General features: G+C 62.1%; 13 protein-coding genes. 7 read left to right on the top strand and 6 right to left on the bottom strand.

Going from position 1 to position 14,293, the window contains the following annotated elements; translation table 11 throughout:
• Positions 1–250: 250 nt before the first annotated feature.
• Positions 251–1,114, bottom strand: a complete 864-nt coding sequence (locus tag F8N80_RS27355) for an MBL fold metallo-hydrolase (protein WP_150744573.1) — start codon at positions 1,112–1,114, stop codon at positions 251–253.
• Positions 1,115–1,277: 163 nt separating this feature from the next.
• On the opposite strand from F8N80_RS27355, the gene F8N80_RS27360 reads away from it, so the two are divergent.
• The 4 genes from F8N80_RS27360 (at position 1,278) to nahK (ending at position 7,455) form a co-directional block, all read left to right on the top strand.
• Positions 1,278–2,084, top strand: coding sequence for a sulfite exporter TauE/SafE family protein (locus F8N80_RS27360; protein ID WP_150785112.1), 807 nt, complete (start codon positions 1,278–1,280; stop codon positions 2,082–2,084).
• 208 nt (positions 2,085–2,292) lie between these two features.
• On the top strand, positions 2,293–3,477 hold the full coding sequence (locus F8N80_RS27365) for a porin (RefSeq protein WP_150785113.1): 1,185 nt from the start codon (positions 2,293–2,295) through the stop codon (positions 3,475–3,477).
• A 251-nt stretch (positions 3,478–3,728) separates the two neighbouring features.
• Positions 3,729–4,892, top strand: coding sequence for a nitric oxide-sensing protein NosP (nosP, locus tag F8N80_RS27375; RefSeq protein ID WP_150744570.1), 1,164 nt, complete (start codon positions 3,729–3,731; stop codon positions 4,890–4,892).
• Positions 4,861–7,455: a hybrid sensor histidine kinase/response regulator NahK/ErcS' gene (gene nahK / locus F8N80_RS27380; RefSeq protein ID WP_150785137.1), complete on the top strand. Its 2,595-nt coding sequence runs from the start codon at positions 4,861–4,863 to the stop codon at positions 7,453–7,455. Before nosP ends, nahK begins: the two co-directional genes overlap by 32 nt.
• 150 nt (positions 7,456–7,605) lie before the next feature.
• Here the strand turns inward: nahK and F8N80_RS27385 are convergent, their stop codons facing one another.
• From F8N80_RS27385 to F8N80_RS27405, 5 genes are all read right to left on the bottom strand, one after another.
• Positions 7,606–8,271 carry a response regulator transcription factor gene (locus F8N80_RS27385; protein ID WP_084320911.1) on the bottom strand — a complete coding sequence of 222 codons (666 nt, stop codon included), beginning with the start codon at positions 8,269–8,271 and terminating at the stop codon, positions 7,606–7,608.
• Between the two features lie 419 nt (positions 8,272–8,690).
• Positions 8,691–9,482, bottom strand: coding sequence for an ABC transporter permease (locus F8N80_RS27390; RefSeq protein ID WP_150785114.1), 792 nt, complete (start codon positions 9,480–9,482; stop codon positions 8,691–8,693).
• Complete coding sequence (locus tag F8N80_RS27395; protein ID WP_150785115.1) at positions 9,479–10,219, bottom strand: ATP-binding cassette domain-containing protein; 741 nt, start codon at positions 10,217–10,219, stop codon at positions 9,479–9,481. The genes F8N80_RS27390 and F8N80_RS27395 overlap by 4 nt, the downstream gene beginning before the upstream one ends.
• Positions 10,216–11,190, bottom strand: coding sequence for a YVTN family beta-propeller repeat protein (locus F8N80_RS27400; RefSeq protein ID WP_150744567.1), 975 nt, complete (start codon positions 11,188–11,190; stop codon positions 10,216–10,218). Before F8N80_RS27400 ends, F8N80_RS27395 begins: the two co-directional genes overlap by 4 nt.
• 30 nt (positions 11,191–11,220) lie before the next feature.
• Positions 11,221–12,405, bottom strand: coding sequence for an ABC transporter substrate-binding protein (locus tag F8N80_RS27405; RefSeq protein WP_150785116.1), 1,185 nt, complete (start codon positions 12,403–12,405; stop codon positions 11,221–11,223).
• A 156-nt stretch (positions 12,406–12,561) separates the two neighbouring features.
• On the opposite strand from F8N80_RS27405, the gene F8N80_RS31930 reads away from it, so the two are divergent.
• From F8N80_RS31930 to F8N80_RS27415, 3 genes are all read left to right on the top strand, one after another.
• Complete coding sequence (locus tag F8N80_RS31930) at positions 12,562–12,684, top strand: hypothetical protein (RefSeq protein ID WP_263596669.1); 123 nt, start codon at positions 12,562–12,564, stop codon at positions 12,682–12,684.
• Between the two features lie 161 nt (positions 12,685–12,845).
• Positions 12,846–13,307, top strand: coding sequence for a cytochrome c-550 PedF (gene pedF, locus F8N80_RS27410; RefSeq protein ID WP_150785117.1), 462 nt, complete (start codon positions 12,846–12,848; stop codon positions 13,305–13,307).
• A 3-nt stretch (positions 13,308–13,310) separates the two neighbouring features.
• A complete protein-coding gene (locus F8N80_RS27415) occupies positions 13,311–14,186 on the top strand; it encodes a substrate-binding periplasmic protein (RefSeq protein WP_150785118.1) in 876 nt (291 codons plus the stop codon).
• Positions 14,187–14,293 lie beyond the last annotated feature (107 nt).

Raw genomic sequence — 14,293 nt, forward strand, 5'->3', positions numbered from 1 at the left:
CTCCTACTGGCCTTCGAGGCCTGACTGTAATCGGCATGCCACGAGCTCTTCCAATTTTGGCCAGAAGCCGATGACGGCTTCCTCGAATAGGCCTAATACATAGATGCAACGGGGCGGCAGTTTTTTTTGAAAGCGGGTAGACAGTGGGGGCGAGTCCATACATAGGAGCTGGCTCGCCAGCGAAGGCGGCCTCGAGCCTTGCAGTGCCCATGACGACGCCTTCGCCAGCAAGCCGGCTTCCTACACAGGGTCAGAGTTTGTTCAGGGGGATTTTCAGGTAGGTGACGCCGTTGTCTTCTGGCGGCGGCAAATTCCCCGCCCGCACATTCACCTGGATCGCCGGCAGCAACAGCGTCGGCATGCCCAGACCGGCATCGCGCCGGTTGCGCATGGTGACGAACGCGGCTTCGTCGATGCCGTCATGGACGTGGATATTGCTTTTGCGTTGCTCGCCCACCGTCGTCATGCACCGGGATTCGCGGCCCCCGGTGGGGTAATCGTGGCAAACGTAAAGACTGACGCTGGCGGGGAAGGCCAGCAGTTTGTGGATCGACGCGAACATCTGGTTGGCGTTGCCGCCAGGAAAGTCGCAGCGCGCGGTGCCCACGTCCGGCATGAACAGCGTATCGCCCACCAGAATCTGCTCGCCATCGACCAGATAGGCCATGTCCGCTGGCGTGTGGCCGGGTACGTGCAGGGCCGTGGCCTTGAGGTTGCCGATCATGAATGACTCGTCCGGGGCGAACAGGTGATCGAACTGCGAACCGTCGACCGAAAATTCGGGCTCAAGGTTGAACAGGGTCTTGAACACGTCCTGAACCTTGCCGATGGATTGTCCGATCGCGATCTTGCCACCCAATTCCCGACGCAGGTAGGGCGCGGCGGACAGGTGATCGGCGTGGGCATGGGTTTCCAGCAGCCATTGCACCTGCAACTGATGTTCACGCACAAAGGCGATGATTTTATCCGCCTGGGTGGACGCGGTGCGTCCGGCTGCCGGGTCATAGTCGAGCACCGGATCGACGATCGCGCATTGACCGCCGCAGGCTTCGTAGATGACGTAGCTGTAGGTGGACGAGGCGGGGTCGAGGAAGGCTTCAATCAAGGCGGGCATAATGGTTTTTTCTTTGGGACAGATCATGAGGGTAGTTTCATTTCCCCTGGGTTGACCACCTGCGTATTAATTCTGTTGATGAAAAAAGCGCTACGGGCTCTATCCTGTCACTCAATCGATACCGGGCGTTCCCGGCTTTTTTTTCGCGGATCATGAGTGTTTTATGTTGCTGGCAGGTTTTTTTGGCGTGGTGATGGGCCTGGTCCTCGGATTGACTGGCGCCGGTGGCGGGATTCTTGCGGTGCCGGCCCTGGTGCTGGGGTTGGGTCTGACCATGACCCAGGCGGCACCGGTCGCGCTGTTTGCGGTGGGCAGTGCCGCGGCGGTCGGGGCCATCGATGGTTTGCGTCACGGTCTGGTGCGCTATCGCGCGGCATTGTTGATCGCCTTGTTGGGGGCGATTTTTTCGCCGGTGGGCATCTTCTTCGCCCATCAGTTGCCCGAAAGCGTCCTGATGATCCTGTTCAGCCTGCTGATGGTCATGGTCGCCTGGCGCATGCTGCGCCGTGAGCGCCAGGAGCCAGGGCCGAGCGACCATGGCCACGCCAACTGGGGCCAGAAGAACTGCATGCTCGATCAGCAGACCGGGCGCTTTTCCTGGACCGCCAAATGCACCGCGACCCTGGCGGCACTCGGTGCGGTGACCGGGGTCGTCTCCGGGTTGCTCGGGGTGGGCGGCGGGTTCCTGATCGTCCCGGCTTTCAAGCAACTGACCGACGTGCAGATGCGCGGGATCGTCGCCACGTCCCTGATGGTGATCAGCCTGATCTCGGCGATCGGGGTCATCGGTGCGTTTCACGCCGGGGTGCGAATCGACGGTTTGGGCGTGGCGTTCATCGTCGCCAGCATCGTCGGCATGGTCATTGGCCGCAAGCTGTGTGCGCGCGTGCCGGCCCGGGCCTTGCAGATAGGCTTTGCCAGCATCTGTGTGGTGGTTGCCGCCTACATGCTGTACAGAGCGGGCGCCTAGCGGGTACCGGTTCCTGTGGATGCCAGTCGGTTCCACAGGCGTACACCCTAAGTGGCGAGCCTTGCCGATTGCCGGTCTTACACCGAATTTGCCGGGCATTACCCGCCACTCCAAAGCACCCGACAACCGCCTCCAAGGCAGCGTATGACGCCGCCGGTCCGCTTTCGATAATCGCCTCCGACATCAAGTCCCCGTTGCGGAGCGCGCCATGCACAACAATAAGAACTTCAAGCATCGTTACTTGCCTGCCTTTTTCGCCAGCCTGTCGACCCTCGGCTTGAGTTCCATGGCCGAGGCCGAGATCATGCTGTACGACAAGGACCAGACCACGTTTTCCACCGACGGCTACATCAACGCCTTCTACGTCAACAGCGATGTCGACCGTGCCGGCGAGCAGTACGACCGTCGGCAGTCGCGGGTCAAGATGGGCTTTCTGCCCAACTACCTGGGTTTCAACATGGGCAAGCAGGTCGATGACCTCAAGCTCGGCGCCCGTGCCTCGTTCTGGGTGACCATCAACGACAGCGAAACCAACGGCACCGACACCGCCATCGACGTGCGCCAGTTCTACGGCACGGTGGCCAATCCGCAATGGGGCGAAGTGTTGATCGGCAAGGACTTCGGCCTGTTTGCCCGCTCCAACATCCTGCTCGATGAATTGCTCGCCGGTTATGGCCAGGTCAGCGATACCCTGGGGCTGGTGGACGGTGGCGGGGTGTCGTTCGGCAACATCGGCACGGGGTATCCCTATCCGTTCCCCACTTCGCAGATCACTTATCGCACCCCGGTGATGGACGGCCTGCGGGTGGCGGTGGGGATCATGGACCCGGTGGACACCAACGACAGCAGCCCGACGGGCAAGGCGTACCAGGAAAACCCACGGACCGAGAGCGAGATCACCTACCAGTTCGACCTCGCCGGAGCCAAGATTTATAGCTGGGTCAACGGCAGCTACCAGACTTCGGACAATACCGATTCGAGCGTTGAATCGATCACCTCCAAAGGCGTCGGCTACGGCGTGCAGGCGAAAATGGGCGGGTTGTCGCTGACCGGTTCGGGCTTTCAGGCCAAGGGCATCAACCCGTTTTTCACCAACAACGCGGGCGAACCGACCCTGCGTAACGTCGACAGCGACGGCTACTTGCTACAAGGCTCGTACAAGCTGTGCAAGAACCGCCTGGCGTTGTCCTATGGCAAGACCGAGGACGACGGCAATGGCGTGGTCGGCAGCGGCGCGGATTACGAGACCCGCGGCATAGCGCTGTTCCATGACGTCAACGACAACCTCAAGCTGGTGGCCGAGTACAACCAGTTCGAAATCAATGGCCATGACACCAGTGCGCAGAACGAAGACACCGATACCTTTGCGGTGGGGGCGGTGTTGACCTGGTAACCGCTGGCGACTTAGATCCCCTGTAGGAGCGAGGCTTGCCCGCGAAAGCGGTGTGTCAGTCGACATTGATGTTGAATGTGACGGCCTCTTCGCGGGCAAGCCTCGCTCCTACAGGGGATCTGCTGTGCGTTGGAGATATCGTTTGGCTCTCATCCCATCGAACCGCCAGACCGCTACCCAAGTAGCATAGGTAGCCCCCCACACCCTTCGTACACTCATCCCTCATACACACGCACCCGCGGGAGGCGACGATGCAGCAGGTCCAGAGTGAAGGTGTGGTCAGTGCCATGTCCCAGGCCACCGATGCCGGGCAGGCGGCCCAGGAGCTGGCGCGGCAGTTGTTGCATCCCCATCTGGGCTTCGTGCTGTTCTTCTGCTCCGCCGCGTACGATTTGCAGGCGCTGGGCCAGGCCTTGCAGCAAAGCTTCGGCGGCATTCGCCTGGTGGGCTGCACCAGCGCCGGGGAAATCACCCCCTTGGGCTACGGTCGCAACTGCGTGACCGCGGTGGGCTTCGATCATCGACATTTTTCCATCGACGCCGAACTGATCTGCGAGATGGAACGCTTCAGCCTGATCGACGCCCAGCAGATGGTCGAGCGCCTGGTCAGTGGCTGTCGCAGCAACACCTTGGCGCCGATCAAGGGCAACAGTTTTGCCTTGACCTTGCTCGATGGCCTGTCCAGCCGCGAAGAAATGGTCCTCGCCGCCTTGAGCGCGGCCCTGGGCGACATCCCGCATTTCGGCGGCTCGGCCGGTGATGACAACTACCTGACCCACACCCACGTCTATTTCAATGGCGAGTTTCACAGCGGCGCGGCGGTGGTGGTGCTGGTCAACACCTGGCTCGATTTCGAGGTCTTCACCACTCACCACATCCTGCCCCGGGCGGAAAAACTGGTCGTCACCGGGGCCGACAGCGCCTCGCGCCGGGTCTTCGAACTCAATGCCGAACCCGCCGCCGAGGAGTACGCCCGGCACATCGGCGTACCGGTGGCCGAACTCGATCACCGGATCTTCGCCGCGCACCCGTTGGCGGTGCGGATCAACGATCAGTATTACGTGCGGGCGATCCAGCAGGTGCATCCGGACCTGAGCCTGAGTTTCTACTGCGCGGTGGAAAACGGCATCGTCCTCACGGTCATGACCCCGGGCCCGATACTGCCCAATCTGCAAAACCTGTTCGAGGGATTGCAGGAGCGTCTCGGCCAGCTGTTGCTGACCATCGGCTGCGACTGTTTTCTCAGGCGCCTGGAGCTGGAAGACGGCGGGCACCTGGAGCAGATCGGCGGCTTTTTGCGTGACCAGCGGGTGATGGGTTTCAACACCTACGGAGAACAGTTCAATGGCATGCACATCAACCAGACCTTCACCGGGGTTGCCATTGCCCGAGGCCGGTCCCCTGGACAGCGCTGACCTGCGGGCCGAACTCGCGAGCCTGCGCCACGACAATCACAAGTTGCAGCGGATCAATAGTGCGCTGATCGAGCGCATCGAGTCCGGCATCACCCGCGGCAACGACCCCTACGCGGCGTTCCAGCATTCGGTGGTGCTGGCCGAACAGGTCCGTGAGCGCACCGACGCCTTGAACCAGGCCATGGCCGAACTCAAGTCCGGTAATCACCTGCTCAGCGAAGCGCGCTTGCGTGCCGAAACCGCGCATCAGCATTTGATCGATGCCATCGAGAGCATTTCCGACGCCTTCGTGCTGTTCGATGCCGATCAGCGGATCGTGCTGTTCAACAGCCGCTTCAAGGCGTTCTGGGGCAACAGCCGGGTGCGGATCATCGCCGGCATGCGCCTGGCCGAGGTCAAGCGGCTGATGTCCGCCACCGGGCTGTTCATCGAAGAACCCCGCGGGCATGCCGACGAGAACCTGCTCTATCGCCTGCCGGACGGCCGTTGGCTGCAAGTCAGCGAACGGCCGACCCAGGAAGGTGGACGGGTGATCCTGTTCACCGACATTACCGACGTCAAGCTCAGCGAGACCGTGCGTCGCGAACAGGCGGTGGCACAGAAATCCCATCTGCTGCAACGGGCGGTCGATAACCTGTCCCAGGGCGTGGCCATGGTCAACGCCGAGGGCATTCTCGAACTGTGGAACCGACGTTTTCTTGAGCTGAGCGGCCTGGCCCCGGTGGCGGCCCATCGGCCGTTCGCCGAAGTGATCGCCGACAGCGAGCTGAACCTGCTGACCCCGGCCAGTCGTGATGGCAACGGGCGCCCGGTGCAGGAATGCGAGCAGCGCCTGTACGATGGCCGGGTCCTGGAAATCCGCACCCATCCATTGCCCACCGGCGGCTTCGTCAACACCTTCACCGACATCACCGAGCGCTACCAACATGCCGAAGCCCTCAGCGAAAGCGAGCGCTGGATTCGCCTGATCACCGACCATGTGCCAGCGTTGATTGCTTACCTCAATGCCGATCTGGTCTATGAGTTCACCAACAAGGTCTATGAAGAGTGGTATTGCTGGCCCCGGGGCGTGATGCTCGGCCAGAGCCTGCGCGAAGTGCACAGCGAGCAGCATTACCAGCGCCTGGAAGCCTACGTGGCCCGGGCCCTGGCCGGTGAGAGCGTGACCTTCGAATTTGCCGAAATCAACATCAACAATCAGGAGCGCTACATGCTGCGCTCCTACGTGCCCAATCGTTTGGCCAGCGGCGAAGTGGTGGGGATTTTCGTATTGATCCGCGACATCACCGAACGCCGGCGCACCGCCGAGGCCTTGCACCAGGCCTATCAGAATCTTGAGTTGCGGGTGCGCGAACGCACGGTGGAATTGACCACCCTCAATGATCAGTTGCTGCGGGAAATCGACGAGCGTCGGCGGGTGGAATCACGCCTGCGCGAGGCCAAACTCGACGCCGAACAGGCCAACCTGTCGAAGACCAAGTTTCTGGCCGCCGTCAGCCACGACCTGTTGCAACCGTTGAATGCCGCACGGCTGTTTACCAGTGCGCTACTGGAGCGCCGCGAACCGGTGGCCAACGCGGTTCTGGTGCGCAATGTCAGCAATTCCCTGGAAGACGTGGAAAATCTGCTGGGTACCCTGGTGGACATTTCCAAGCTGGATGCCGGGGTGATCAAGGCCGACATCGCCCCGTTCGCCCTGAGCGAGCTGCTGGAAAACCTCGCGGCCGAGTACACCCAGGTCGCCCGCAGTGAAGGCCTGGAGCTGCATTTCATCAGGTGTTCGGCGCTGGTGCGCAGCGACATTCAACTGCTGGCGCGGATCCTGCGCAATCTGCTGAGCAATGCCATTCGCTACACCTACAGTGGTCGGGTGGTGCTCGGATGCCGGCGTCATCAGCAACGGCTGTCGATCCAAGTCTGGGACAGCGGCATGGGCATTGCGGAAAATCGACTGGAGGAAATTTTCCAGGAGTTCAAGCGCGGCGATGTGCAGCGGCCCGATCAGGATCGCGGCCTGGGCCTGGGGCTGGCAATCGTCGAGAAGATTGCCGGGATACTCGGACACCGGATTCACGTGCGTTCGTGGCCGGGCAAGGGCTCGATGTTTTCGGTCGAGGTGCCTTTGAGCGCCACGGCCCCCAAGGCGCCGCCGAGCCTGCTGATGAGCGAGCCGATGCTGGAGCGTTTGCGCGGGGCGCGGGTGTGGGTGCTGGACAACGACGCGGCCATTTGCGCCGGCATGCGTACGTTGCTGGAAGGCTGGGGTTGCCTGGTGGTGACGGCGCTGTCGGAACAGGATCTGGCGCGGCAAGTGGACAACTATCACGCCGAAGCGGATTTGCTGATTGCCGACTATCACCTGGATGATGACCGCAACGGTGTGGATGCCGTGGCCCGGATCAATGCCCGGCGTGGCTCGGCGATCCCGGCGCTGATGATCACCGCCAACTACAGCAACGAACTCAAGCAGCAGATCCGCGAACTGGGGCATACCCTGATGCACAAGCCGGTGCGGCCAATGAAGCTCAAGACGGCGATGAGTCATTTGCTCGGTAGGCCCTGATTTTTCTGGTGGCGGTACCGCCCCCTTCGCGAGCAAGCCCGCTCCCACATTTGATCTCGAATGCCCACAAAATTTGTGTTCACTGGAGATCAAATGTGGGAGCGGGCTTGCTCGCGAAGGGGCCGATTCGGTCTTCCGGTTGCGCTGAAATCAGCGCCGCAGATAAGACCCGAAATCAATATCCCCGGCACTCAGGATCGCCTGTACCCGATTGTGCACATTGAGTTTGCGCAGAATCGCCGAGACATGGGCCTTGACCGTGGTTTCGGCGATTTCCAGGGTGTAGGCGATCTGCTTGTTCGACTCACCCTTGGTCATGCGTTCCAGTACCAGCAACTGCTTGCGGGTCAAGGCCTGGAGCAATTCGGGCGGGAAGCTGGGGGTATCGTTCATCCGGCGATGGGTGCCGCTTTTCTGCGTGCGGATGATGTCCGGCGGCAGATAGACGTTGCCGTTGAGGATCTGCTGGATGGCCTCGGTCATCTGCACCCGTGGCGAGGATTTGGTGATGAACCCCACCGCGCCATAGGTGATGGCTTGCAGCACGATCTGTTTGTCCTGCTCGGCGGAGACGATCACCACCGGAATGGTCGGCGCCTCGTTGCGCAGGTTGATCAGGCCGTTGAGCCCGTGCATGCCGGGCATGTTCAGGTCGAGCAGAATCAGGTCCAGGTCGTCGTGGTCCTGGGTCAGCGCCAGGGCGCTGTCGAGGTCGGCGGTTTCCATCACCTCGCTACCTGGGAAACCATCGCTGATGACGTTATGAATGGCTTCGCGAAACAGCGGGTGATCGTCGGCAATCAGAATTTTGTACATAGCCTTTCACCTCATTATTTTTTGTTTAGGGTGGGGCAACAACACGCAAGGGTAAGGGTCAGGGAAAGGGCTCGGGTTGGGCCGGCGTCAAGGGCAGGTTCGGTCGCGCACGGACACCGACGGTCAATGTATTCAGAGTACCCGCCAAATGGTCCTGCCGGGCAGGGTCATGCACCCATTACATGCCAGTCGCGGTGCGATTGGAATGCGACGATAGACAGGTAAAGCAGTACTAAAGTAGTAATTTTACCCTGTTTCGTACACCGTTCTCATGATCAATGAAGATCAAATTGTGTGCGAGCCTGTTCCGGGCGGCGTTCCGACGAAGGCGGCGTGTCAGGCAACATTTCTCTGACTGGGCGGCCGCTTTCGCGAGCAGGCTCGCACACAGGGGGGGTATCCCACATGGATTTGTGTGGTCAGGTGGATTTGCGCAAGGCGGCGTGTTGCGGGTTGAAGGTGAGTACGGCGAGCAGCGTGAACACCAGCGTCAGCCCCACGCATACCGCCAGCGCCAATGGATTGAAGCGCTCGTACAAGACAAACCGCACCAGCTCCACCGCATGGCTGAACGGATTCAACGCGCACAACCCATACAACCACTCACTCGACTCGCGCATCTTCCACAGCGGATACAGCGCCGACGACAGGAAAAACAGCGGGAAGATCACGAAATTCATCACCCCGGCAAAGTTCTCCAGCTGGCGGATCGCGTTGGACAGCAGCAAACCCAGCGCGCTGAGCATCAACGCCACCAGCAACAGCGCCGGTAAAGCGAGCAACAGCCCCATGGCCGGCGGTTGCACACCGTACACCCAGGCGATCGCCAGAAAGGCATACACCTGCAGCAGTGAAATCAGTGAAGTCGCCAGCAGCTTGCTGCACAGCACAAAGATCCGGGGCAGGGGGCTGGTCAGCAGCACCCGCATGCTGCCCATTTCCCGGTCATAGACCATCGACAGTGAGCCTTGCATGCCGTTGAACAGCAGGATCATGCAGGCAAGGCCAGGGATGATGTAGACCTCATAGGGGATGTAGGTGTCGTAGGGCTCGATGATCGCGATCCCGAGTGCGGCGCGAAAGCCGGCAGCGAACACCAGCAGCCACAGCAACGGCCGCACCAGCGCGCTGAGAAAGCGCGTGCGCTGCAACACAAAGCGCAGCCATTCGCGCAGCACGATGCCGCTCAAACATTGCCAGTAAGCGTTCATAGCACGACTCCCGAAGTGGCACTGGTGGTCAGGCGCGCGAAGGCCGAACCGAGGTCGCCGCCGTGCTCCACGCTCAGGACATCGGCCTGCCCGCTGGCCACCAGCCGACCCTGGTGGAGAATCAGCAAGTCGTCGCTGGCTTGCACTTCATCCAGCAAGTGGGTGGTCCAGAGCACACTGATGTGCTGCTCGTGGCACAGGCTGCGAATGTGCTGGCTGAGCGCCAGGCGGCTGGCCGGGTCGAGGCCGGCGCTGGCCTCATCGAGCAGCAGCAGGCGCGGCTCATGCAGCAAGGCCCGGGCGATTTCCACCCGGCGCCGATGGCCGCCATTGAGTTCGCGCACCCGTTCGCGACGGCGTTCGGTCAGGGCCTGCCGGGCCAGTTCGGCATCGACTCGCAGGCCGGTCTGACGCCGCGACATCCCATGCAACGCGGCGTGATAGCGCAAGTTCTGTTCGACGCTGAGGTCCAGGTCCAGGGTGCTTTGCTGAAACACCACGCCCAATTGCTTGAGCGCCGGGCGCGCTGCGTCGCGCAAGGAACAACCGCCAACCCGGATGTCGCCACGTTGCACATCATAGAGCCGGGTGAGCAGCGCAATCAGCGTCGATTTGCCCGCGCCGTTGGGTCCCAGCAACGCAGCGAAACGCCCGGGTGCCAGGTTGAAACTCACCTGGCGCAACGCCTCCCGCGCGCCGTAGGAAAAACTCAGGTCACTGACTTCCAGGGCGCTCATGGGGTCACCACCACGCCCCACGGATAACGGCCGACCTTGACCGACTTGACCACCTTGAGGCGGTCGACATCGATCACCGACACATCGCCGCTGACGCCGTTGGTGGCCAGCAACTGCTTCTGATCCGGGGTAAACGCCATCTGCCAGACCCGTCGACCGACCAGCAGGTAATCAAGAATCTCGAAGGTCCTGGCGTCGATCACCGCCACATGATTGGCCGGGCCGAGGGCGACGAAACCGTACTTGCCGTCGGCGCTGAGCTTGATGCCCACCGGCTGGACTTTATCCGGGTGCACGCCCTTGATCTGGAAGGTCAGCGTCTTGAGGACCTGGCGGCTGGCGACGTCGAGAATGGTCACGGTACCGCCGATTTCCGCCGAGGCCCAGAGTTTGCTGCCGTCCGGGGTGAACTCGACGAAGCGCGGCCGCTGATCCACCAGGGTGCTGTCGGCCAGGGTCTGGGTGCCGGTATCGATCCAGTGCAGCATGTTGGTGGTTTCGCTGGTGTTCACCGCCCACTTGCCGTCGGGGCTGACGGCCATGCCTTCGGGTTCGACGCCGACGCTGATCTGGCTCAGCACTCTGGAGGTTTCGGTGTCGATCACTGTCACCAGCGCGTCGTCTTCGTTGGAGACATACAGCCAGCGATTGTTCGGGTGCAGGGCGAATTGCTCGGGGTCCTTGCCGGACGGCAGTTCCTTGATGATCTTGCGCGTGGCGACGTCCATCACCTGGACCCGGTCCGAGTCGCTGGCACAGATGTACAGCAGCTTGTTGTCGTGGGACAGCAGCAAACCGCGCGGACGCTGGCCGACGGCCAGGGTGTCGGTGACTTGCAGGGTCTGCAGGTCGATCAGGCTCAGGCTGTTGTCTTTTTCGTTGGACACCCAGGCGGTAGTGGCGGCGGCGTGCCCGGCGGCGAGCAGCAGGGCCCAAGAAAACAGGGAACGGCAAAGCAGGGAGCGGCGCATGGCAAGATTCCTGTTGTTGTGGTTATCGATTCAGGGAAAGCGGCAGCTGACCTCGGGCTTGTCATAGCCGAGGCTGTCCATTTCGTTGAAGGGGTGCAGGAACCCGTCCTGGGGCGACGTGCTGACCAGCGCCCGGGGTTGCACGATGGGGATTGGCTGGCGCAATTGGCCGTTCCACGGGCGATAACTGAGCTTGCGACCCTTGAAGCCGTCCAGCGGCAACTGATCGCTGATCTCAAGCGTACGGATCGCCATCGGCTCGACCTGGCGCAGTTTGCTCACGGCGCTGGCAATGCTGCGCACGGCGATCCAGGCGGCGAAATCGCGATCGTTCATCCAGCGTCCGGCCAGGGCTTCGAAGCGTTTCTGCAACTGCGCGGCGCCGTAGGTTTCCACGGTCTTGTGCCAGCCCACCGGGGTCAGTCCCTGGGTGCCGGCGACCGGCCGTGGATACCAGGTCTGGTACGGCACGTATTCGCCAAAGTCGCCGCGTTCATCGGCCACCAGCACCACATCGTATTCGGCAGTCTGGGTGAACAGCGGCATGTCGGCCTGGGCGCTGCGGCGCTGATCGTTATCGAAGCTCCAGGCTTTTTCCGCCACCAGTTTGAGGCCCAAGCGCTTGGCGGCTCGGCGCAGGGCGGCGGCATAGGCCTGGTCGTCCGCGGTCGGGCCCACGATCAGCAGCGCTCGCTGCCACTTGCGCACCACCAGAAATTGCGCCAGCGCGTCGGCCAGCATCGCCCGGCTTGGCAGGCTGTGCAGCACGTTTGGCAGGCAGTCGGTGGTGCGCAAGCTGTCGTCAGGACTGCCGGCATTGAACAGCAGGCTGTCGGGCAGGGCGGCACTCAGTTGACGCAGGCTGACGGCGGGCGCGTTCACCACGAACAACCGCAGACCTTGCTCGTGCTGGGCTTTCGCCGCTTCGAGCAACGCCTCGGGGTTGTCGACATTGACGCTGATCAGGTTGTAACTGTGCTGGAGAAAACGTCCGGTGCTGTTGCTGTCGGTGATCGCCAGTTCCGCGCCCCGCAGCCCGGCGTCGACCGGCTCGGGAATGACGTTCGACAGCAGTGGACCGGGGTCGGGGCGATAGCCCAGGTAGCCGATCTGTACCTGCAACGGCGCGTCCGCGGCCTGGCTTTGGGTGGCCAGCCCGGCAGCGCAGGCAATCGCCAGCAGGTAGATCAGGGCGTAAGGGGCAAGCTGGCGCATGGGGCACTCCTTTACAGGTACCGCCAGCATAGGAACCCTTGGCCGGGGATGAAATATGCAGAAAGTACCAGTCAGCCAGTACCAAGGTAGTAACTCGCCCCGGACGGCGCGGTTTTAGCATGGCAACAACGGCCATCACCCTGGAGGCGATCGATCATGCGAGTTCTCAAAGCGCTGCTCCTGCCGTTGCTGCTGATCCTTACCCTGATCGGTGTCGACAAGCTTCACGGCCCGCGCCCGGCGCCGTTGCTGGTGATGCCCGCGACACCGGGGCGCTAGGCGTGTCGGCTCTGTGGCCGATGGGCGTGCGCCACAAGCCCTACTACCAAGGTACTGGGCGGCGGCCACCAAAGCAGCATGGGGCTGGCGCGACCCCTGTCCCAAGATGGGTGCCATAGCCTCTTCAAAGAGGTTTTGCGTGCAATCTCGAGGGCATAACAATGACAACAAAACGCAACGCCTTGCTCGTTGCCGGACTGCTGGCCGGTTTTATCAGTGCAGGTTCCGCTTGGTCCCACGGTAACGTGGTGCCCCAGGCCGTCGCAACCCAGGGCCTGACCCCGATCAAGGACGCCGGCGTGCAGGTCGATGCCGACGGCTGGGCGGCGGTGAACCCGTACCGCACCACCCCGGAACACGACAAAGCGGTGGAAATCGGCTCTTCGGCCTACAACCAGAACTGCGCGGCCTGTCATGGCCTGGAAGCCAAATCCGGCGGTATCGCCCCCGACCTGCGCATGCTCGATGTCGGCGAGGCCGGTGATGAATGGTTCGTCGAACGGGTCCGCCACGGTGCGGTGCGGGACGGTCGGGTGTACATGCCGAAGATGGCCGACTACCTGAGCCAGGAAGCCTTGTGGGCGGTGCGCACTTACCTGGACAGCGTTCACGTCGAGGAATGACCCATGCGCCTGCTCGCCGTGTTGATCAGCGCTGTGCTGCTGTGCTGCCAGGCGGCGCAGGCGCAGGTCCGTACTTATGACCAGATGATCGCCGCCGGGGAGCTGAAAGTGGCGGTCTACAAGGACTTCGCCCCCTACAGTTTTGAAGACGCCGGCCAGCCGCGAGGGGTCGACGTCGAACTCGCCCAGGCGCTGGCCAAGGCACTTGGCGTGCGTCTGACGTTGATGTGGGCACCTGCGGGCGAGAAGCTCGACGATGACCTGCGCGATTACATCTGGCGCGCCAGCCAGTTGCACGACCTGCAACTGGCCGACCTGATGATGCGCGTGCCCTATGACCAGGACTACGCGCGCAAGCGCAACGAACAGGGCGAACTGGAAAACGGCCATGTGGTGATGTTCGGGCCGTATCAGAACGAACAATGGCAAGTCGCCTATGACCGGCGGCGGCTGGACAAGGTGGGCAGTGTCGCGGTGTTCGAGCACCACCCGATCGGCGTCGAAGTCGACAGCGTGCCCTCGTTCTACCTGACCTCGGTGTTCAACGGCATGCTCGCCGGCAAGACTCATCACTATCCCGGCGTGCCTCAGGCTTTCGCTGCCATGAAGGTCGGTGAAGTCGACGCGGTCATGGCCATGCGTGGCGAGATCGACTGGCAGGTTCACCAGGCAGCGGACCCGCAGGTGGTGCTGGCGGAAAACGCCTACCCGAACATGGGCAGGCAGCTCTGGGAGATCGGCATGGCCGTGCACGAAAGCAACCGTCAGTTGGCCTATGCCGTGGAAGAGGCGCTGGAAGCGTTGATTCGCGAGGGCTCGGTGAACGCCATTTATGCCCGGTACGGCCTGCGCTATGACGTGCCTGAGATGTATCGATAGGGAGCCACACAAATGACGCGTGCCGATTCCACCCCAAACAAATGACCAACACAGATCCAATGTGGGAGCGGGCTTGCTCGCGAAGGCGGTGTGTCAGGCAACATCAA

The sequence above is a fragment of the Pseudomonas fluorescens genome (assembly GCF_902497995.1).
GTDB lineage: Bacteria > Pseudomonadota > Gammaproteobacteria > Pseudomonadales > Pseudomonadaceae > Aquipseudomonas > Aquipseudomonas fluorescens_BK.